Here is a 21,771-nt window from a genome sequence, read left to right as displayed (position 1 = left end):
TATGCCGATCAAATCTCGTGCGGTGGTGATCCCGCGACGCAATGTGGTTGAACTCCGCACCGTGCAGGTAACGGAGCCACGGGCGGGGGATGTGCTGATCCGTACTGCCTATACCTCGATCAGTGCCGGGACGGAGCGGATGTTGCTCGATGGGCGTTTGCCTCAGCCGCAGTTGCTCTTCCCGGTGGTGCCGGGGTACGAAACCGTGGGTCAGGTGATCCAAGTGGGCAAGAAGGCCCCTAAGGATCTGCTCGGTCAGTGGGTCTACATCGGTGGTGCTCGCTGTTTCCAGGGGGTCAATCCGGCATGGGGCGGTCAGAGCGAGTTTATTAGCGCCGAGGCCGAACGAGTCATTCCGCTAGGAACGATCAATCCGGTCAATGGAGTGATCCTGGCGCTGGCGGCAACTGCGTTGCATGGCATTAATCTTGCCAACATCCGCACGACAGATCGCGTGCTAGTGCTTGGCCAGGGGATTGTGGGCCAGTTGGCGGCGCGTCTGGCGCGTTTGGCGGGGGCCGCCTTTGTGGCGGTAGCCGACCGGGTGGCGGTGCGTTTGGCGCACTCACAGGCTGATCAGGTGGTGGATATTAACCGCGAATTGCTCGATGAGGCGATTAGTGACGCCAACATCAATGTGCTGATCGAGGCCACCGGCTCGATGACCGCACTCTCTGGGGCGTTGCCGCTGCTCGCCAACCACGGGCGGGTCTTGTTGCTCGGTTACTACGACACCATGAATCTGCCCTACGCGCCGCTCTTCATGCGCGAGGCCCAGATCCTGATCGCCCGTGAGTGGCAGTTTGGCCCCGATGGCGATCTGCCACGGGTGCGCGATATGCTCGCTGCGGGTGAGTTGGATGTCAGTGGCTTGCTCACCCATCGTGTGCCGCTGGATCGCATCCAAGCCGCCTATCGGCTCGCCTTTGAGGACCCGGCATGCCTCAAGGTGGTGGTGGAATGGCCGCAACCAGAGACTGAGGGCTAGAAGCGAGAACTCTATGGCGCGTACATCTCCATCGGCCCGTATGATCGCCGTCTATGGCAAGGGCGGTATGGGCAAGTCATTCTTCACCACCAATCTGGTCAGTAAGTTGGCTCTGCTCGGCAATCGGGTCTTGCAACTCGGTTGCGATCCCAAGCACGATAGTTGTAATGCGCTGTTCGGGGGCGTGAGCCTGCCCACGCTGGGCGATGTCTGGCGTACCTACAAGGCCGAGGGTCGCGAGGATGCGCTTCAGGTTGAGCATGTGGTCTTTAAGACCGCGATCATGGATGGAGCGGCTACGGTCTATGGCTGTGAGATTGGTGGCCCGGAGGTGGGGCGCGGCTGTGGTGGGCGTGGCATCACCTTTGGCTTCGACCTGCTCGAGAAGTTTGGCCTCAGCCAGTGGGCGCTCGACTATGTGGTGATGGACTTCTTGGGTGATGTGGTGTGTGGTGGCTTTGCGACCCCGCTCTCGCGCTCGTTGGCCGAGGAGGTGATCATTTTGTGCGGCAATGATCGCCAGAGCCTCTACGCGGCCAACAATATTGCTAGTGCCGCCAAGTACTTTGCGAGTATGGGCGGGCACACGCGCTTGGTGGGTCTCGTCGTCAACCGCGATGATGGCAGCGGGGTGGCGGCGCGCTTCGCCGAGCGTATCAACCTGCCGGTGCTGGCCAGCATCCCGCTGGATCGTAAGATCCGCGAGATGGCCGATGCCTGCAAACTCGCGCTGGTAGATGAAGACTTCAACGCGATATTTGATCGGCTGGCGCAGCAGATTATTGAGCGTAGCCTGCCGACGGTCGCGATGGATCAGGTACACCCGTTGGAGTATGACGAGTTCCTCAACGTCTTTGGGGCTGAGGAGCCGGATATTGTACCGGCGGGAGCGAGTTCGACCGAGCTCTTCGGGAACCAGCGCCCCGTAACCCTGGCGGTGCCTGCGTTGCCTCCGACAGAGGCTCCGGTGCTGTTTGATGCCCCAACTGGGCGGGTGGTGGCGCGCCTGCTCACCGAGTTGGGCCTGTATGTCACCGACGCCAACCACGATCCGAAAAAGGGCATGACCCTGACGATTGACGGTCATACGACCATCTGCTTTGGTGATGAGCGTGAGCTTGATAGCAAGATGGCCATTCTCGCCGCGTTGCAGAAGTCTGGCGAAACCTATCGCTATGTCGATCTGCGTCGTCCGGCGAGTCCGCTCTACCGTTGAGTGTTACGTGCTGCGTTTGACCATGGAGCCAGGCGTGGCCTGTGAGGTGAGCTATGGCGCTCCAGATACACCCCCAGACGACCCAGATCGACTATGTCCGTGCCCCGTGGTATCTGCGCTTACGCTGGTGGTTGGTCGCCCGCTGTTGGACGTTGAGCCATACATACACCGAGTCGGGCATCGAGATGCCGGATCTAGTCAATCCGCTCTGGCGGAGGTAGGTAGTAGAGGCGATGCCTCGTCCCTACAATCTCCCCAGGGCATGTGCAAAGTCACCTCCGGTGGGGGTTTGGGGGGCGGCGAAGCCGCCCCCGAAGATATTTTTTGTTGTGTTTTGGCGGCGAAGCCGCCAAAACACAACAAAAATGAAGGTTTGGGGCACAGCCCCAATGACATTGCACATGCCCTGACAATGTCTCGGAGGTTATTCCACCCCATTGCCGACATGTGGTAGAATAGAACCAGAAATTCCAAGTTCGGCAAGACATAAAGATGCGTGAAGTGTTCATGCCCTCTACGCCAATTCGACGTTGGGGTGCCACCAGGAGTAAGCTATGCCAAGCGGTCTCGGTGAAGCCACGCAAATGATCGGCCCGATCGCTCCTGCGTTGATGTGTTGGATCACGTTTTTGTGTACGGTTATCGCGTTGGCTCTGACATTCTTGTGGACCAACGTGACGGCGTTTGCTCGTCGTACCCGCAACAAAGATCGCAAGCCCGCTGCGGGGACAGAGACTAAGACTCCTTCTAATAGTTGGTAACGGCTCTTTGCACCTGGTAGGTAGCGTGGGAATTGCCCCGCGCCCGATGCAGGGGCTCTGGAGGGATGTTTGTCTCCAGAGCCCTTGGTTCGTGCGATTCGGCCATGTTGCTGATCGCTATGAGTAATTTCTATGTCGAAAGAGACTCTTGAGACGCTGCCGCAGGCGTCGCCCAATGGTACTGCACCCACCCCGAACGCCCCTGTTCCTCCGTATCCGTTTACTGCCATCGTTGGTCAGGAAGAACTGAAACTGGCCCTGCTGCTGTGTGTGGTCAGCCCGACGATTGGTGGTGTGATGGTCATGGGTCATCGTGGTACGGCCAAGAGTACGGCTGTGCGTGCGTTGGCCGCGATGTTGCCGCCGATCAAGGCGGTGGCCGGTTGCCCCTACTCGTGTGCCCCTGAGCGCACCGCTGGCCTCTGCGAGCGCTGCACCAGCAGCGATGGCAAGAAGACGCCGGTGAAGACCACGACGGTGACGATCCCGGTGCCGGTGGTTGACCTACCGCTCGGCGCGACGGAGGATCGGGTCTGTGGTACGCTCGATATTGAGCGCGCTCTGACGCAGGGTGTCCAGGCGTTTGCGCCGGGCCTGTTGGCGCGTGCCAACCGTGGCTTCCTCTATATTGATGAGGTCAACCTGCTCGAAGACCATTTGGTGGACGTGCTGCTCGACGTAGCGGCCAGCGGTACCAATGTGGTTGAGCGCGAAGGTATCAGCATCCGCCACCCCGCCCGCTTTGTGTTGGTAGGTAGCGGCAACCCCGAAGAGGGCGATCTGCGTCCGCAGTTGCTCGACCGCTTCGGTCTGCATGCGCGTATCACCACGATTACCAACGTGGAGGAGCGGGTTGAGATCGTGCGCCGTCGGCGGGACTATGACGCCGACCCATTTGCCTTTGCGGCCAAATGGGATAAGGAGACCGCTAAGCTCCAGCGCAAGATCAAGGGTGCCCAGAAGCGCCTGCCCGATGTGGTGCTGCCTGACCCGGTGCTCTATAAGATCGCCGAGTTGTGTGTCAAGTTGGAGATTGACGGCCACCGTGGTGAGTTGACGCTCAGCCGAACGGCCACTGCACTGGCCGCCGTTGAGGGCCATAACGAGGTGAAGCTTGAGGACGTGCGGCGCATCGCCATCCTTGCCCTGCGTCACCGCTTACGCAAAGACCCCCTGGAGACCCAGGACGATGCGGTGCGGATCGAGCGGGCGGTGGAAGAAGTGCTGGCGTAAATGGATGGTGCGGCGGGCAATATGCTGTTGCCCGCCGCATGATCTATGCGCACGAGGTGTTTCGTGAAAGCTACGCATACGGCCCTGCCCTTTTCTGCGCTCGTCGGTCTCGATACGGCGCGTCAGGCGCTTTTGCTGCTCGCGGTTGATCCGCTCCTCGGTGGGGTGGTGATCGCGGCTGGAGTCGGCACCGGGAAGAGTACCCTGGCCCGGAGTTTCTTCCGCCTCTTTGGTATGGCGGTGGATGGCCCCCCGCCACCCTTTGTGGAGTTGCCGGTAGGGGTAACTGAAGATCGCTTGTTGGGCGGCCTCGATCTTGAAGCCACGCTCTCTCGTGGTGAACGGGTGTTGCGCAGCGGTCTGCTGGCGCGTGCGGATGGTGGCCTGCTCTACGCCGATGGGGTCAATCTGCTTGATGATAGCACGATCAACCATCTGCTGTCGGCCTTGGATAGTGGCGTGGTGCGGGTTGAGCGTGAAGGTCTGAGCGTGGTGGAGTTGGCGCGCTTTGCGCTCATCTCGACCTATGATCCGGCTGAGGGACCGCCGCGCCGTCACTTGTTGGATCGCGTGGGTCTGATTGTGGCCCCGATTGGTCAGGCTCCGACGCGCTCGCGGGCTGAAGTCGTGCGGCGCAACTTGGACGCCGATGCGGTTGCGCGACTCAAGTCGAAGGTCAAGATCCGTGCGGCTGCAAAGGCCGAGAACCCGTATGATGAAGAGGAGGCATTGCTGGCGGCCACCATTATGGCGGCGCGCGAGTTGTTGCCCTCGGTCAAGATTAGTGATCACCACCTGATGCAGATTAGCCAGGCCGGTTTGGCGTTGGGCGTTGAGGGGCATCGGGCTGACATCTTCGCGGTGCGGGCGGCGCTGGCTTCGGCGGCACTGGTTGGGCGCGAGGAGGTGAACGAAGAGGATCTGGAGCGGGCGGTGCGCTTTGTGATGGTGCCGCGTGCGACACGCGCCCCGGAGTTTGAGCCGGAGCCGCCGCCGGAACAGGAGCAGCCGCCGGAGCCGGAGCAGCCGCCGCCACCGAGTAATGAGGACAAGCCGGAGGACGAGGAGCAGGAGGAGGAGCCGCCGCCACCCCCAGAGGATGATCTGACGGTGGAGGATCTGGTACTCTCGGCGCTGGATGCCGAGGTGCCACCGGATGTACTCTCAACGCCCTTCAGTATCCGCCGCAGTGGGCGCAGTGGTTCGCGTGGCAATACCTCTGGCAACCGTGGCCGTCACATCCGTTCGATCCCCGGTTTGCCGGGGCAGGGGCGCTTGGATGTGGTGGCAACCTTGCGCGCCGCAGCGCCGTGGCAGAATTCGCGCAAGTCCGAGGTTGAACGCCAACTGCTCGAAGGCCGCCGCAAGGCCGCCGAACGTCAGGCGCGGATTCGTCTGCGGGCCGATGATCTGCACATTAAGAAGTTCCGCAGTAAGGCCGGAACGCTCTTCTGCTTTGTGGTTGATGCGAGTGGCTCGATGGCGCTGCACCGCATGCGTCAGGCCAAGGGCGCGGTGAATGCGCTGCTCCAGCAAGCGTATGTCCACCGCGACCACGTCGCGCTGCTTGCCTTCCGGGGTGATCGCGCCGACGTGCTCCTACCGCCATCGCAAAGTGTCGAGTTGGCCAAACGAGCGCTCGATGTCTTGCCGACGGGTGGCGGGACGCCCCTGGCAGCCGCGTTGCTTTCGGCCTACCAGGTGGCTGAGCAGGCGCGCTCGCGGGGTATTCACCGCACCACGCTGGTGCTGATTACCGATGGCCGTCCGAATGTGCCGCTCCAGCCGATGCCCGGCCAGGGTAAGGATGAGCGCATGGCTCAGGCGCGCATGGAGGTGCAGACCTTGTGCAGTCGGCTCAAGTCGGCGGGCATTGGCGCGGTGGTGATTGACACCCAGCGCAGCTACGTTTCGCGTGGCGAGGCCCAGCAACTGGCCGCGTGGTTGGGTGGGCGCTATGTCTACCTGCCGCAGGGGCGTGCCGACCAGATCGCTAACGCGGTGATTGATGCGAGTAGTAGCGAGTCTTAGGCGATTTCCGCTTGGGGCGGATCTGCTTTTTTCTCGTATGTTGGCGGCGAAGCCGCCAACATACGAGAAAAAGAGTTCTTCGGGGGAGCCTCCCTCGAACCTCCGCCGGGAGGCGTAATTTCACACGCATGGGGCGGCTCATCAGCCGCCCCTATCCTATTTTTCTAGCACAAATATGATCGTCTATATTGCCTACCCAACCAGCCTGACCCTCCAATCTGCTAATGCGCTCCAGACCTACACCACCCTGCGCGAATTGCGCGTGCGCCGCCCGGATACCCGCGCCTTCATTCCGCGTTGGGGGCGTGAGCCGAGCCGTTTTGAAGAGGTGGGGGCGTGCCATTTGCCCCGGCCTGCGATTGGCAAGCTCTCGCGGCTCTACAAGAGTACGCTGCTCTACTACCTGGAGCATAGCGCCTTTGCGCTGATGACCGCGTTGCGCCTTGCGCCTCACGCCCGCCAGATCGAGGCGGTCTATGTGCGCCAAGTGATCTGTGCGGCGTGGTGGGCGGGCGTGTACGGGCCGTTGCTGGGCGTGCCGGTGATCTATGAGGCGCATGATCTTGAGGCGCGCAACCCCTCGCGGGCCAAGGAGCGTTGGGCCGAAGGGCTGTTACACCTGATTGATCGGGTGGCGCTGACCCGCTCGGCGGCGGTGGTTTCGCTCACCGAGGACTTCCGGCGGCTGGTGAGCCAGATCGGCTGGCGGCGGGCGGAGGAGGTCTATGTGGTGCCCGACGCCTATGATCAGCGCATCTTTGCGCCGCAGGATCGGGCGACATGCCGGGCGGTGCTGGGGCTACCGGCGCATGGCCCGCTGATCGCCTACGCGGGGATGACCTTTGCGCACCGCTGGTTGGATGGGCTGGTAGCGGCGGGGCAGAACTTGGCGCAGCGCTACCCCGACCTGACCCTGGTGCTGGTGGGGGGGCGCGAGGCGGAACGCGCCGCGCTGCGCCAGCAGGCGGAGGGTTGGGGGTGGGCGATCTGGGCGGGGACGGGTGAGCTACCCCAGCGCAATGGGCGCCCCATGCTGGCCCTCTTGCCGCCCCGGCCCCAGGCCGAGGTGTTGACGGTGTTGGGGGCCGCCGATGTGTTGGCCATCCCCGACACGGTGACGGATGTGACCGCCTCGCCGCTCAAGCTCTTTGAGTATATGGCATTGGGCCAGCCGATTGTCTTGCCGGAGATGCCCGCCTTGGCCGAGATCGTGCCACCCGACTTGAGCTACACCTTCCCCCGACGCGATCTGGAGGGGCTGACGGCGGCGTTAGTGGCGGCGTTAGCGGCTAGTGGTGATCATGAGGCCAACGCAGCGCGGCGGGCACTTGCCGCCGAGCACACCTATGCGCGGCGCGCCGAGCGGATTATCGAGGTGGTGCAGGCGGTGGGGCGGCTACGCCGCCCCACCGACCACCAAAAGTAGATTTGGGGGCTACGCCCAGAAAAGAGTTTCTTGGGGTGGTGTTTGGCGGCGAAGCCGCCAAACACCACCCCAAGAAACAAGGTTTTTCCGGGGGCCTGCGGCCCCCGAAGCCCCCGCTGCGGCGCAGCAACCCCCGAACCCCCAGCGGAGGATAAACAGTTGCCAAGCGTGCTATAGTTGGAGAGAGCAAACATGTGTCGGGGGTAGGTATGCCTGAACTAGAACAGGTAGCAGAACCGGTCGCGCTGCTCCTTGCGCTGAACGACCATGTGGTTCAACCATCTGAGTTCTCGCTGCGCGGCACGGTGATAACCATTGGGCGGGGTTCGGACTGTGATGTGGTGGTTCAGCGACGTGAGGTTTCACGCCGCCATGCGCGCGTTGAGCGGGTTGGGTTACGTTATCTGCTGATTGATGACGAGAGTGCCAATGGCACCTATGTGAATGGTCGGTTGATCAGCGCACCCTACACCCTCGACCATGATGATCTGATTGGCCTGGGTAGTGGCTCTTCGATCCTCAAGTTTGTTGATCCACAGGATACCTATGTCCCTACACGGGGGCTGCGCTATGATGATCAGTTGATGGTCTTTTTGCTGGATGGGCGGGTGTTGGATCTGACACCGGGGCAATCGCGGCTCCTGTTGTTGCTCTATCGGAACAGTGGGCGGCTCTGCACCCGTGACGAGTGTGCGCAACAGATCTGGGGCCAGCCCTATGAGGTGGCGCAGCATGCGGCTGCGCTGGATATGCTCGTGGCGGGGTTGCGGGCGCGGATTCGCCATGTGGATGCGACGATTGATCCAATCAAGACGCGGCGGGGCTTGGGGTATGTGTTGGAGATGTAGGGGCGCGTCGCGACGCGCCCTATACTCCTCTTGGGGCTACGCCCCAGACCCACTTTTTTCTCGTATGTTGGCGACTTCGCCGCCAACATACGAGAAAAAGAAGTTTTCGGGGGAGGTGAAGCCTCCTCCGAACCTCCGCCGGGAGGCGTAACTTGCAGCTACGCAAAGAGCGCATCCACGAAGGACTGCGAATCGAACATTGCTAAGTCTTCAATCTTCTCGCCGGTGCCGATATAGCGAATGGGGCGCTCGATATCCTGGGCAATGGCGAAGGCGATCCCACCTTTGGCGGTACCATCAAGCTTAGTGACGGCCACATCGGTGACACTTGCCGACTGGAGGAAGGCTTTGGCCTGAAGCACCCCGTTCTGGCCGGTGGTGGCATCAATCACCAGCAGCACCTCGTGGGGGGCATCGGGGATCTTGCGCTGGATGATGTTGCGGATCTTCTCCAGTTCCTTCATCAGGTTAAATTTGGCTTGCAGACGGCCAGCGGTATCAATGATCAGGACATCAACATCCTGCTCAAGCGCGGCATCCAGCCCCTTATAGACCACAGCGGCGGAATCGGCCCCTTGGCCCATACTGACGCAGGGCACACCAGCACGGGCGGCCCAGGTTTCAAGCTGCTCGGTCGCAGCGGCGCGGAAGGTGTCACCCGCAGCGAGGAGCACCTTCTTGCCGAAGCGCTGCTTGTAGCGGTGGGCGAGTTTGGCGATCAGGGTTGTCTTTCCGGCCCCATTCACGCCCACCACTAGCACGATATAGGGGCGGGCATTGATCGTCTTTTGCCCGGCAAATTCCTGGAAGGTACGTACCATCTCGGCTTTGAGCATATCGCGGACTTCGCGGGCCTTTTTCGTACCATGGCGATTGACGCGGTCTTTGGTACGATTGACGAGATAGAGGGTGGTTTCGAGGCCAACATCACCCTGGATGAGTGATTCTTCGAGTTCGTCCCATAACTCATCGGTGATCGGGTCATCGTTGGCGAAGAGCTTGGAGATATGCCCGAAGATCCCCTGGCGTGACTTTTCGAGGCTCTGGGAGACCTGGGCCTCTTCGACCTTTGCCTCTTCTTCGGTGCGCGGGGTATCCTGTCCACGGCCAAACAGGCGTTTGAACATTGGTATTCCTTTTGACTAGCCCCAACCGAGGTTATTGGATTGCTGAGGTGGTGTACCGGCATCCTCGGCAGAGCGTTCTTCTTCCAGCATCTGATCAACCATCTCGTCCCAATCCTCGCCAGCTTCTTCTCCGAGTTCTTTGCCCATGCGCTTGGCCCAGCGGGCGATGGAGCGCGGGTCATTTTCATCGAGGCCAGCGAAGGTGCTGGGATCGGCCATCGCATCAAGGCGGGCCTCTTCAGATTTAAGAGTGGCGAAGCGTGAGATGGCGCGTTGCACTTGCTGATTCCCGCAGCGTGGGCAGGTGAGGCCGGGCGGATCACCAAAGCCGCGCACCAGCTTTTGGAAGCGGCCCGCACAGGCGGGGCAGCGATATTCATAGATCGGCATCGGCGATCATCCTTCGAGTACGATATCCTCAATCAAGGGCGGGACAGCCACTGGTGATGACTCAATCTGATAGGCGTGCAAGAGTTGGGGTATCACCCGTTCGGCATCGGGGATACTAGCGGCGTGAATGGTTAAGAGTGGCGAGTCGAGCGTGACCGCAGCACCCACTTTGGCTTGGAGCATGAGGCCCACGCGGGGATCAATGCGATCCTCGGTGCGTTGACGACCACCACCGAGTTGGTTGCAGACCATCCCCAACGCCTGACCATCAATCGCGGTCACATAGCCAGCCTTGCGGGCAATCAGGTTCAGTTGCACCGGGGCTGTCGGGAGGCGATCCGGGTCTTCAATCACCCGAATATCGCCGCCCTGGTGGGCAATCATTTGCGTAAAGCGCTGCCATGCCGCACCACTTGCGAGTGCTTCCTGGAGGAGTGAACGTGCCGCAGCGTCATTATCGCGTAGCCCGGTCAGGCGCACCAACTGGGTGCCCAGAGTCAGGCAGAGTTCAACCAGATCGGCGGGGCCGTGGCCGCGCAGGGCGGCGATAGCTTCGCGCACCTCAAGCGCATTGCCGATGGCGAAGCCGAGCGGCTGTTGCATCGAACTGATGGTTGCGGCAACGCGCCGCCCGGCATGGGTGCCAATCGCCACCATCGTGCGGGCCAGGGTGCGGGCCGCAGCGGGCGTGTGCATAAACGCGCCACGGCCATACTTGACATCCAGCACGATACAATCGGCCCCAGCGGCGAGTTTCTTACTCATCACACTCGCGGCGATCAGCGGGATTGATTCGACCGTTGCGGTGACATCACGCAGGGCATAGAGTTTCTTATCGGCGGGGGCGAGATCGCCACTCTGGGCAGCGATGACCAGACCGATTTCGTGCACGGCGTGGCGGAACTCCTCGGCACTCAGGTTGGTGCGTAGGCCGGGGATACTCTCAAGCTTATCCACCGTTCCACCACTAAAACCGAGACCACGCCCGCTCATCTTGGCCATAGGCAGGCCGACTGCCGCGATCATCGGGGCGAGCAGCAGCGTCGTCTTATCACCAACCCCACCGGTCGAGTGCTTATCCACTGTAAGCGGCACAAGATCGTGGAGATCGAGCATATCGCCACTCTCGGCCATGGCCATGGTGAGATCGGCGGTTTCGCGATCATCCATACCGCGCCAGACCACCGCCATGGCCCAGGCGCTCATCTGATAATCGGGGATCGCCCCGCTGGCATAGTTGGAGATCATCCAGCGGATCTCATCACTGGAGAGAGCAACACCATCTCGCTTCTTCGCGATCAGGTCAACAGCGCGCATGAAGGTACTCCGTCACTATCATCCGCGTAGGGCACGGATCGCCAGGGGCAACTGGGGGAGCAGATCGGATGCGAGCGCTCCGGCATCGCCCATCTCATCACGAACGCGAACCCCGGCGGCCCCGTGGAGGTAGACACCGAGGCTGGCGGCATCGAAGAGGTTCAGCCCTTGGGCCAAGAGTCCCGCAATTGCCCCCGCGAGGACATCACCTGTCCCGGCAGTGGCGAGGGCCGGATTGGAGCCATCGTAGATCAGCGTGCGTCCATCGGGGTGGGCGATAACCGTAGTGGCTCCTTTGAGCACCACCACTTGTCCCCAGGCTTGGGCCGCTCCGCTGGCACATGTGGTGAGATCCGCAGGAAGCTGATCGAGCTTGAGCAAGCGGCGCATCTCACCGGGGTGCGGGGTCAAGATGCAGCGTTCGTGGGGAATATGATCGGGCCAATCCTCAATACTGGCGAGTAGGTTGAGGGCATCGGCATCAACTACCGTCGGGGACAGCGGGATGCTGGTAGAATTGCTTAGTACGGGGTTTGCTGGGAGCGGCAAGAAGCCGACTTGGTTACGGGCCTTAGGCTGTTGCAGCCCAAAGAAGCGGCGGATAAACTCCTTGGTAGGTTCGGCAGTACCGAGGCCGGGGCCAATCAGCAAGGATTGGTAGCCTTCCAATGCCTTCGCGATCTCCTCGACGGCACTAGGGCCAAGCGTACCCCATTCACTCTCTGCAACCGGGAGGAGGGTTGTTTCGGGGCCACGCCCACCCAAACCGAGCACGGTACGGCCAGCCGCGAGGGTTACTAATCCGGCACCCACGCGACCCGCCCCGGCGCATGCGAGGCTCGCAGCTCCGGGGTAATGGAGCGAACCGCCGACAATCAGCACCTTGCCAAATAGCCCCTTATGGGCGGCACTGGGTCGTTTGGGAAGGAGTGAGCGGGCATAATCCGCTGTCAACAATTCACTCATAACTGCCTCCAGGTTGTGTGGGGGTATCCCGATGGGGGCCAAACGGATCTTGCCGACCGCTGCACGCCCTGGATGAAAGAGCATCCCGCGTTTGATCGCCCCGGTTGCGACACTCACATCGGCACGAATGGCCACCCCATAGATCATGCCGGTTTCGGTATCAACGCCGGTTGGTAGATCAACCGCCAGAATCTGACAGCCGGGGCCACGTTCCAAACGCGCCCTATTCACCGTCTCAACAATACGGGCCAATTCGCCTGCTACCGGGCGTTTGACCCCGGCACCCAGGAGGGCATCAATAACGAGATCGGCGCTCTGCAATGCAGCTTGGAGGGCTGCTTGATCAGGATCATCTTCGGCTGCGAGTTCAGGAATCCCGCGTTGGCGACACTGTTGATGGTTGGCATCGTGAGGATTAAAGGGGCGATTCCAGCAATAGAGTTGGATGGTGCTGCCGACATCGTACAGATGGCGGGCAGCGACCAGCCCATCGCCACCATTATTACCGGGGCCAACCAGAACAAGAATACGGGCACCGCGACGGATATAACGGACAGCTATCTGGGCGACGCCCAGCCCCGCCTGTTCCATCAACCCGGCCCATGTGGTACCGCTCTCAACGGCGGCATGTTCGAGCGCCCGCATTTGTGCGGTTGTTACCAGTTTCATACGTACGTATTGTACCGTATTTCGGCGGGGGTGTAGAGACGCAAGATATTGCGTCTCTACACCCCCGCCGGTGGTGGGGTAACCACAAAGACCCCACTGGGGTGGGAGAGCAAACGCCGCCCATCAATGTTGGGAGCGAGCGCATCGAGTGCATCGAGAACATCCTGGCGGAGATCTTCTGGAGCCTGATCAATTGCGGCTTGCAGCAAAAAATTGAGCAAATGCCGCCCCAGATCTGAGTCGGGATCAAAGCATGGCCCGACATCAATCGCCACATCGGGGTAGATCTCGGCGGTGTAGGGTACGCCGATTTCGGCGAGGGTGGCGCGCAGGCTCTCTTGGCCAAAGAGGCCAGTGGTGAAGAAGCTGTAGTCAATTCGTTCCCAGAATTGCCCCATAAGTTGGTAGATCCCGCCTCGCTCGGACGAGAGGGCGATGAGGAGCTTGCCTCCTGGACGCAGTCCAGCCAGTGCATCGCGCAGCAGGCGCGCTTCACTACCGGGCATATGGTAGAGCGCATGGATATAGTGGATCAGATCGAACTCCCCTTCAACGGTGTACTCCTCAGCTTGGAGTGGGTGCTGGGTTAGTTGGACGGCCTCGGTGCGCATGCGTTCGGCAAAACGCTGCAACTGGGCCGTGTTGGGTTCAACGGCGATATAATTGATCGTCGTGGTGGGAAAGGCTGCACGCAGCGCAGCAATGATCTGTACATCGAATTCACCATCACCGACGCCGAAACCCAGAACGTGGAGATTGTTGGCGGACGTTGTGGGGAGATGTTGCCGCATAAAGGCCAGTACCTCGGCACGGTCGGCGGTCCAGCACTGGCGGAACGCCTCGTTGGCATGAGCGTAGCCCTCGGCGCTGAGTGGTAGAGCGAGGCGGGTGGGCGGGGAGTGGTCGGCGTTCATGCACAAGACCTTTCTGTTTATGATGACGTTTGAGATGGGGGAAGTATAACCAGAGATCAGGCTAGTGCTACCACACTAGCCAGCGCATATGCACCACTATGCGAGATACTCAATGCGATGCTCGTGATCTGTAGGTGGGTGGCACGGGCCGCAGCGGGGCCATGCAGGCGCAGAGCGGGCCGCCCGTCTGGTTCGCGCAGCACCTCAATATCGGTCATGCCGGGGCGCTCGTTGAGCGAAGTGGCCGCACTCATCCCACTTAGCCCAACGCCGAGAGCCTTGGCGGCGGCCTCCTTGGCGGCCCAGCGTCCGGCCAGCGATTGGTAGCTTGGATGAGGGCCAAGTGCAGCACAATCCTGTAGTTCAGCACTGGTAAAGACGCGACGCAAGAAACGTTCGCCCCAGCGCTCAATGGCGCGGCGGATACGCTGAATCTCGATGATATCAACTCCGTGGTAGATCATTGTTCACCAATCAGGGAGACATCGGCGACGAGGGCATTATAATCGTGGCCATTGGCATAGATCTGGATACCTTGCAGATAGCGATGGTCGGGCAACCATGGCACATCGCGCAGGTTGATCGTGAAGTGGGTCCATTCGGCTTTCTGCAACCGGTAGTAGTAGACATCCTGTGCATGGACGCGAGGCGGTAGATCATTCGCATCGGTATAGAGGCAGACCACCTTCTCCAGATCGGGATCATTGGGACTCTCCTCACGCGCCAGGAAGCGGATCATGACTGGGCACTCGCTGCCTCGTTCGCCGACATCCTCAATGGACTGATCGAGGATACGTGTCCAGAGTGAGAAGGTGAGGCGGCGATACTCTGAAATATCAATCCCGGCCCCAGCATAGCCAAGCTGCTGCTTAATTCCGGTGATAAAGCCAGTGGTTTGCGCACCGGCACGGTAGAACCACGCAGCGATGCGGCGTTCGGATGGCGAGCAACTCTGATCTACCATCGGTGGGCGACAGATGGAAGAGAGGCGGAAGAAGCCTTGTTGTTCAAGCGGTAGGGCCGGGCCGGAGTAGACCTGCCAGGTGGAAGAACGGGCCAATTCGGAGCCATCCGATTGAGTGGTGTTATTATATTCAGCCTCGCTAAACTGCGAGAAGCCACCGTCACGGATCAGTTCCCAACGGGCGGGGACAGGTAAGCCCGGCATCCCAGAAGGATCAACCTCAACCCGTTGGCGTGCGCCTAAGACAACACGCGCACCATTTGAGCGCTGGATGATCAGTGTACCGCTCCGCACGGCCACATCGGTGATAAAAGACGCGATCTCGGTGCCAGGCAGAGTATTGATGCTGCGTTCAGTTGGGCGTAGATCGACGCTATAACTCCCACCGGGGGTTAGATCGAGGATCGTATTGCCCACGATGACCCGAAAGCGCACCTGCTGGTAGGGCTGCCCAGCGCGGAGATCATAGCGCACATAGCCACCACTTTGGTGAATAGTGACCTGTTGGGTCTGATCGCTCCAACGGCTCGTTTCTAGCGTCTCGATACGGAGATCGGCCCCGGCCCAGAGATCAATCTGGCTCTCATCAAAGAGGCGGATACTCGCAATCTGGCCATAACCAGCCTTGGTGACAATACGCACACTATCACCGGGACGAATCACCTGCTGGTCATTGATACCTTGGAAGACACTGCGGTTGGCGGGTTGCCAACTGATCCACTCGGCGGGGCCACGCACAATCACCGTTGCATCACGCGGAATGACCGCAGATTGGTAGAACTGCCACCCGGCATAGATCGTCCAACCGATCAAGCTCAGAAAGAGGAGGAGAAAGCCGAATAGGGTCATCCAGGCAATGCGGAGGGTGCGTTGCTGAGCTACGATGCGTGATTGCGGATTGATGGTTGTATCAGGAAACTGCATATGAATCAAGGTTAGGCTATTCACGATTGGAAACCCCATTATCGCCGGGTTCCCCGATCATCCCGTAGGGGCGAAGTATCGCCCTCCAAACTCGTTCGAGTTCTCCTACTCTATGGAGGGCGATGCTTCGCCCCTACATCACCGGCAGCCGACGGCTTCGAGGGCCAACGTAGCGGCACCAATCACCCCGGCTTCATCACCAAGGCTGGCAGGCAGAATCGGTACCTCGCGGTAGAGATCAGTTAGGACGTGGGCATAAGCGATGGTACGGGCCTGTTCGAGCAGGGTTGGATTTTCGAGGATGACACTCCCACCCACTAGCAGCACTTCCGGGCTAAAGAGGTGCAGGAGTGAGGCGAAGCCGATACCGAGCAGATGGGCTTCGCGCTGCATGAGTTGGGTGGCGAGGACATCGTGAGCAGCGGCGGCCTGCGCCACATGGGCGGCGGTGATGGTGGTGGGGCTGGCCAGTGTATGCAAGAGACTCTGGGGATGATCGGGCATCGCGGCGGCCGCCGCACGGCCCAGTGCGCTCCCAGAGGCCAGATCCTCCCAGCGGGTCACGCGGGCTGGATCAAGGAGAATCGAACCGACCTCGGTTGCTGCGCCCAGACGCCCGTGGAGCAGGCGGTCGGCGATGATCACCCCACCCCCAATGCCGGTGCTCACTGTCACATAGACGAGGTGGTGCGCATGATGACCAGCACCAAACCGCCACTCACCGAGCGCGGCAGCATTGGCATCATTATCTACCCAGACCGGCAGACCCGTGGATTGGGCGAGCGTATCGCGTAGCGGGATCTGATTCCACCCGGGCATATTGGGGGCAGCAAAGATGATCCCCTGTTCAGGATCGAGCGGACCGGGGGCACCGACACCAATGCCGAGCACCTGGCCATTGCTGGGCACCTGGGCTTGGATCTGGGCAATCAGATCGAGGACGCGGCCAATGACCGCAGCCGGCCCCTGATCGGCGTGGCTACGGGTTCGCGTATGGGCCAGGATGGCCCCGGCACTATTGATGAGGGCACAACGTAGTTGAGTGCCGCCAATATCAACCCCAATCACATACTTCATGGGGCTATTGTAGCATGGGGTTTCCAGGGCATGTGCAAAGTCACCTCCGGTGGGGGTGCGGGGGCGGCGCAGCCGCCCCCGCAGAATTTTTTGTGGTGTTTTGGCGGCGAAGCCGCCAAAACACCACAAAAAATGGGGCTTGGGGTGCAGCCCCAAGGACTTTGCACATGCCCTGATGGGGTTTCAAAAACTACTTGACAGCACAAGTGTTTGGTTGGTATAATCTACTACATACGTTCTGTCTGATGGAGCTACGGTCTTCAGATTCAGGCCGTCGTATGCACGTATCGCCGCTGGCCGTCCTGGCTGCGGCCTATGAAAGGACACAGGCTATGCGATCTGCTGATGGTCTCTCGACCCGCCAGGAGAAGATCCTGAACTACATCCAGGAATTTTTCGCCAAGCATGGTTACTGGCCCGCCATCCGCGACATTCAGACCGACCTGAAGATCTCCTCCACTTCGGTAGTTGCCTACAATCTGAAGGCGTTGCAGGACAAGGGCAAGATCAACCGGCAGGGGAAGGTATCGCGGGGTATCACCCTCCCCAATACGCTAGGTGTGCATAACGTGGCACATCAGGTGCCGTTACTCGGCATCATCACGGCTGGCCAGCCGCTCCCCGACCCGGAGGAGGTGGATGTTGAAGCGGCGGACAAGGTTGATGTGCCGTTAGATCTGGCGAGTGCCGAGAAGTTGAAGGATGTCTATGCACTCAAGGTGCGTGGGCTTTCGATGATTGACGCGCTGATTGACGATGGTGATATTGTGCTGCTGCGGCGCCAGGACTCGGCCAACAACGGCGACATGGTGGCCGCGCTCTTGCTCGACGAGAACGCGGTGACATTGAAGAAGTTCTACCAGGAGAATGGGCGGGTGCGTTTGCAACCGGCCAACAGCACCATGCAGCCGATCTTCACCATGGCGGAGAATGTGCGTATCCAGGGGCGGGTTGTCGGGGTGTTGCGCTCGCTGTTTTAAGGAATAGATAGGGTGTCATCTGGGATGGGGATGTGCATACGTCCCCATCTTGTTATATCCACTGGTCACATGTGACCAGTGTGCGAATCCTGGAGGTGGAGGATTATCATGGCTAGTCCACAACTAACATATCAACCGGACTATGTCTCTTGAATGGTCTTAAACGATCATTGGTGTAGCAACCCTAGAGATGTTTGCTGTTATTCTGCCACTGCGTAATAGACTGAGCAACCCATGCCGCATCGGCGGGTCGGAGTGCTGGTGGTGGCACGGGGCGGGTGTAGTCTATATCCTCGGCGTAGTGCGCACGGTTATAGAGCAGAGTAAACGCGGCTTGCAGATCAAGCACGATGTCTGCATGGAGGGCACGCAGCGGCACACTGATGCGTGGGAGTGGGTCGCGAAGATCGATATACCAGACCTCCAAGCGGCTGCCTGCGTTGCCTCGGCGCAGGAGGACGTAGTAGTCGCTCTGGCTCGCAACCTCTTCTGGCCGCTCACCTGCTCGCAGGAGATCAATCTCAATCCAGTGCGTATCAGTCGAAAAGACCGCTGTACGTTTGGACAAAAACTCGCGATTACCGCGTGTGCCACGCGCTTTATTCCATGGCGATAGGATCTCGATGATCGTCACCAATTCACGGTTGCGTCGGTCGTAAATGGTGATGTAGCGATCACGCACCTCTAGGGATGCGGGAAGGCGCTCGATGATGGTAGCGGGGGTTATGGTTGCTATAGCGGTAGATTGGGGTGGAGGTGGTGCGGGCCGTTGCACAAGGAAGATGTCGGGGGCGATGCTCTGGCGCATAGCGGGAGTGTCGTCATCAGTGATATAGACCCGCTCCTCAATAGACACGGAAAAGTGCGGAGCCACCTGCTCGATCAGTGTGTCGCTGATGACACTAATCAGCCGGTGATGCACGCTTGTCCAGCCACTCGGTTCTTCTAAAAAGGGGTCCATGCCCGGAAATGGTGCGCCCATAGATTAATCCTCCATGCCATGTGCGATCATTATAACGCAGCAGCATCTAGCCCCGCCAGCACTTTCCGTGCTGTAACTGTTCACACTTGGGGTAAAAGGCTTTAGGCTCACGCGAAGGCGCGAAGGTTTTGGTATAGGCTTGCGCCTTCGCGTTACAACATGGAGGCTAGGGGAAGTGTGAACAGTTACCCCGTGCTGCCCGCGTGGCTGGGTGTTCAGCCCCCAACACCGCCTCGCGCATGGCCACGGCGCGCAGCATGTGGCTGCGTGCCGCCGCATGATCGCCCTGAGCGAGAGCGATGTATGCAGTAATCAGGTAGGACTCGGCACGATCCGCATGGTCGGGGCTGATCTGTTCCCAGTGGTGCTGGGCTTGTGCAATGTACGCGGCAGCAGCAGCGGGATTGCCCTGCTGCAAGGCCAGCCGTGCCTGATCGCCGCGCATACGCGCCAACACGTAGTGATCGGGCCACGCACGTTGTGCGTAGATCTGCTCGGCCTTGGTGAATGCCTCGGTTGCCGCAGCAGTGTTGCCCTGGGCCAGCGCCACCCGCGCCACATACCAGTAGCTCTCGGCCATCTCGCCATCTTCCGCCTTGCGCTCGGCCTCGCGCAGATCGAACATGGCACTCACATACTCCTCGGCACGCGGATCGTTGCAGGCCAGGGCGACATCGGCCATATGCATGAGGGTCTGGGCGCGGGCAATGGCAAAGCTACCCTCGGCGCACTCGAAGCAGCGTAGCGCGAGGCGCAGGTAACGCATCGCAGCGCGGTAGCGCCCCTGCCTAAAGACCGCAAAGCCCAGGTTGCGTAGACTACGGGCGGTGTTGCCCTGGGCTAGCCCATACTCGCGGCGGCGCACCGCGACGGCGTGGCGCAGCAGGTGGTAGGCGCGGTCGTAGTCGTTGCGATGGAAGGCGATGAAGTAGCCCAGGTTGTTGGCCAGATCGGCACTTCTGGGATGCTCCGGGCTATAGGTCTGTTCGCAGAGCGCCAGCGCCTCGCTATAGTAGGCTTCGGCTTGTTCGGTCTGTTCGTTGTACATCTGATGCGCCAGCGCGAGCAGTTCCAGCGTTTCGCACAGCATGGCCGGATCGGGCTGCGCACTTGCCTGTAGCGTGGTGCGCGACCATGCCAGCCACTCAACTGAGGCCGCAAAGTCGCGGGAGAGATAGAGCTGCCAGCCCAGTGCATTGGCGAGTTGGACAGCGCCCAGATCGTGGCGTAGCTGGGCGGCACTCGCCACGGCCCGCAGGTGGGTGAGCAACCCCGCTGGCGCAGCCTCCCCACCATCACTAAAGCGCTGGGCCAGATCGAGGCTGGCCCGTTCCACATCGGCCTGCACCTGCGGGTCATGCGGACTCTTGCGGACGAACTCGGCAATCAGCCGGTGGACCCGCACCGTATTGCTGGCCGTGGCCTCCAGCAGCCCTAGGTCGCCCACCAGACGCTTGAGGGCTGGCTGCGCCGCATCCTGGCGCAGATTAGCACTCGCCAGCAGGAGTTCGAGCAACAACGGCTCGCCGGGGGCAAAGTGGGCAGCGCGGGCGAGCAGGGCGGACGCTTGGGCATCAACCGGCTGCGCCGGATCGAGTTGGGCTATCGCCAGTGCCAGCACTTGCACCAGATGCTGGGGGTGCTTGGTCGGCGACGGCCCCATGCCCTCCAGTGATGGATGATCGAGCGCACTCTGGGCGTGCAATTCCGCCAAATACTGCTCCAGCGTAAAGAAGGGAGCGCGGTAAGCCACATAGGAACCGGCCAGATGCAGCGCCAGCGGCAGATCGCCGAGCAGTTGGGCAACCGCATCAACCGCAGGCGCAGACACCTCGGCAACCCCGGCGGCATCGAGATGGGCGTGCAAGAGGCCAACACTTACCGAGCGCTCAAAGGTTGGCAGTGGCAGCCGTGCGGTAATCAGCGCGGCATTCCAGCGCGTGCGGCGGCTGGTGAGCAACACGCGACTGCCACCGTGGGCGGGGCGCCACTGGGCGAGCAGATCTTCATCCTCACAGTTATCGAAGATGAGCAGGCGCGGCTCTGGTTCGTGCCATGTCTGCAAGACCCGCTCGGCACGTTGGCTCAGCGGTAGCAGCGCAGCGGACGGGTGCGCGTAACAATCAGCGACCGTCCTCTCTACCGAATTGGGGTCAGCAAAGCTGATCCAGAAGACACCCGCCGGGAAGAGCGCCCCATAGCGGTGGGCGAACTCAGTGGCAAGCTGGGTCTTCCCGATCCCGGCGATCCCGGTGATTGCCACCGTCGCATCCGGGGCATTCAACGCCTGCGCAATACGGAGCAACAGCGGCTCGCGCCCCATAAAGAGGGGGTTACGGCGTAGCAGCAGGAGCGAACCGGGCGGGGGCGGCGCGTGATCGGGGAGCGCATCGCTCGGCAACTTCCAGCGCGGATCAAAGAGCGCACGCAGTTCTGGTGGTTCAGGAAAGGGTTCACGCTTATCACCCCTAGCCTCTGCCCAAAGATGAGCCGCATCGGCATAGGTCGTTAGAACCCCCTGCTCAACGAAGAAGGTGATCAGGCGGAGGAGATTTGCTTTTTTGGGTACACCATTGAGTTCCCACAGAGAGATCGTGTTGAGGCTCACCCCTAGAGCCTTGGCGAGAGCCTCTTGGCTCAAAGGGGGCTGACAGCATTCGCGGTAGAACGCAATTCCACGTTTCTTTGCCATAGCACGCTCGTTATGTTGCAAAAATTCCCAATCAATCCCCAATTGTTTCCCAATGACGGGGCGGGAGGGGGCTTCTATAATAGCGCATGATACACCCCATGAGTGCATTCACTACTAGGAGCATCATATGCGTCGCCCGCTGCTCTTCTACATCCTATTCTTGTTGGCTATTTGTATCACTCTGCTGAGTAGTCCGTAAATTAAGTTTCCAGGTCTTTTTGCGACATAGCACTACCCACCCGCTCACCTTGAACGCCCGCAACGGG

At 60.5% G+C, this 21,771-nt stretch carries 18 protein-coding genes; 8 read left to right on the top strand and 10 right to left on the bottom strand.

Annotation, left to right across the window (positions count from 1 at the left end):
• Window position 1: 1 nt before the first annotated feature.
• From EKD03_RS14380 to EKD03_RS14350, 7 genes are all read left to right on the top strand, one after another.
• Window positions 2-988: a zinc-binding dehydrogenase gene (locus tag EKD03_RS14380; protein ID WP_129632230.1), complete on the top strand. Its 987-nt coding sequence runs from the start codon at window positions 2-4 to the stop codon at window positions 986-988.
• A gap of 13 nt (window positions 989-1,001) precedes the next feature.
• Entirely contained in the window at window positions 1,002-2,204 is a 1,203-nt protein-coding gene (locus EKD03_RS14375; RefSeq protein WP_238613532.1) for a chlorophyllide a reductase iron protein subunit X, read from the top strand.
• A gap of 53 nt (window positions 2,205-2,257) precedes the next feature.
• Window positions 2,258-2,425 (top strand): hypothetical protein, encoded by a 168-nt coding sequence (locus EKD03_RS18475; RefSeq protein WP_161569274.1) that lies wholly within the window; start codon window positions 2,258-2,260, stop codon window positions 2,423-2,425.
• Between the two features lie 672 nt (window positions 2,426-3,097).
• A complete protein-coding gene (gene bchI, locus EKD03_RS14365; protein WP_129632224.1) occupies window positions 3,098-4,198 on the top strand; it encodes a magnesium chelatase ATPase subunit I in 1,101 nt (366 codons plus the stop codon).
• A gap of 63 nt (window positions 4,199-4,261) precedes the next feature.
• Window positions 4,262-6,229 (top strand): magnesium chelatase ATPase subunit D, encoded by a 1,968-nt coding sequence (bchD, locus tag EKD03_RS14360; protein WP_238613531.1) that lies wholly within the window; start codon window positions 4,262-4,264, stop codon window positions 6,227-6,229.
• Window positions 6,230-6,404: 175 nt separating this feature from the next.
• On the top strand, window positions 6,405-7,655 hold the full coding sequence (locus tag EKD03_RS14355) for a glycosyltransferase (protein WP_129632218.1): 1,251 nt from the start codon (window positions 6,405-6,407) through the stop codon (window positions 7,653-7,655).
• A gap of 209 nt (window positions 7,656-7,864) precedes the next feature.
• Window positions 7,865-8,503 carry an FHA domain-containing protein gene (locus EKD03_RS14350; protein ID WP_129632215.1) on the top strand — a complete coding sequence of 213 codons (639 nt, stop codon included), beginning with the start codon at window positions 7,865-7,867 and terminating at the stop codon, window positions 8,501-8,503.
• 158 nt (window positions 8,504-8,661) lie between these two features.
• On the opposite strand, the gene ftsY is transcribed toward EKD03_RS14350, so the two are convergent.
• From ftsY to EKD03_RS14305, 8 genes are all read right to left on the bottom strand, one after another.
• Window positions 8,662-9,630 (bottom strand): signal recognition particle-docking protein FtsY, encoded by a 969-nt coding sequence (ftsY, locus tag EKD03_RS14340; protein WP_129632209.1) that lies wholly within the window; start codon window positions 9,628-9,630, stop codon window positions 8,662-8,664.
• A 15-nt stretch (window positions 9,631-9,645) separates the two neighbouring features.
• Window positions 9,646-10,020, bottom strand: coding sequence for an FmdB family zinc ribbon protein (locus tag EKD03_RS14335; protein ID WP_129632206.1), 375 nt, complete (start codon window positions 10,018-10,020; stop codon window positions 9,646-9,648).
• 6 nt (window positions 10,021-10,026) lie between these two features.
• On the bottom strand, window positions 10,027-11,337 hold the full coding sequence (locus EKD03_RS14330; protein ID WP_129632202.1) for a thymidine phosphorylase: 1,311 nt from the start codon (window positions 11,335-11,337) through the stop codon (window positions 10,027-10,029).
• 18 nt (window positions 11,338-11,355) lie between these two features.
• Window positions 11,356-12,972: an NAD(P)H-hydrate dehydratase gene (locus EKD03_RS14325; RefSeq protein ID WP_129632199.1), complete on the bottom strand. Its 1,617-nt coding sequence runs from the start codon at window positions 12,970-12,972 to the stop codon at window positions 11,356-11,358.
• Between the two features lie 56 nt (window positions 12,973-13,028).
• Window positions 13,029-13,886 (bottom strand): class I SAM-dependent methyltransferase, encoded by an 858-nt coding sequence (locus tag EKD03_RS14320; protein WP_129632196.1) that lies wholly within the window; start codon window positions 13,884-13,886, stop codon window positions 13,029-13,031.
• A 56-nt stretch (window positions 13,887-13,942) separates the two neighbouring features.
• Window positions 13,943-14,350 (bottom strand): holo-ACP synthase, encoded by a 408-nt coding sequence (gene acpS, locus EKD03_RS14315; RefSeq protein WP_129632193.1) that lies wholly within the window; start codon window positions 14,348-14,350, stop codon window positions 13,943-13,945.
• The gene (locus EKD03_RS14310; protein WP_238613530.1) at window positions 14,347-15,798 is read right to left on the bottom strand and encodes a FecR family protein; all 1,452 of its coding nucleotides are present in this window, start codon (window positions 15,796-15,798) and stop codon (window positions 14,347-14,349) included. The genes acpS and EKD03_RS14310 overlap by 4 nt, the downstream gene beginning before the upstream one ends.
• 114 nt (window positions 15,799-15,912) lie before the next feature.
• Window positions 15,913-16,851, bottom strand: a complete 939-nt coding sequence (locus tag EKD03_RS14305; protein WP_129632191.1) for an ROK family protein — start codon at window positions 16,849-16,851, stop codon at window positions 15,913-15,915.
• A gap of 332 nt (window positions 16,852-17,183) precedes the next feature.
• Here EKD03_RS14305 and lexA point away from each other — a divergent pair, with 332 nt between their 5' ends.
• Window positions 17,184-17,831 carry a transcriptional repressor LexA gene (gene lexA / locus EKD03_RS14300; RefSeq protein ID WP_129632188.1) on the top strand — a complete coding sequence of 216 codons (648 nt, stop codon included), beginning with the start codon at window positions 17,184-17,186 and terminating at the stop codon, window positions 17,829-17,831.
• Window positions 17,832-18,015: 184 nt separating this feature from the next.
• Here lexA and EKD03_RS14295 read toward each other — a convergent pair whose 3' ends face one another.
• Complete coding sequence (locus EKD03_RS14295) at window positions 18,016-18,813, bottom strand: DUF4058 family protein (protein WP_129632185.1); 798 nt, start codon at window positions 18,811-18,813, stop codon at window positions 18,016-18,018.
• A 166-nt stretch (window positions 18,814-18,979) separates the two neighbouring features.
• Window positions 18,980-21,505: a tetratricopeptide repeat protein gene (locus EKD03_RS14290; protein WP_161569273.1), complete on the bottom strand. Its 2,526-nt coding sequence runs from the start codon at window positions 21,503-21,505 to the stop codon at window positions 18,980-18,982.
• Window positions 21,506-21,771 lie beyond the last annotated feature (266 nt).

It is taken from the genome of Candidatus Oscillochloris fontis (assembly GCF_004138135.1).
In the GTDB taxonomy this organism is placed as follows: domain Bacteria; phylum Chloroflexota; class Chloroflexia; order Chloroflexales; family Chloroflexaceae; genus Oscillochloris; species Oscillochloris fontis.
This window is presented reverse-complemented; position numbering and strand designations above follow the sequence as displayed.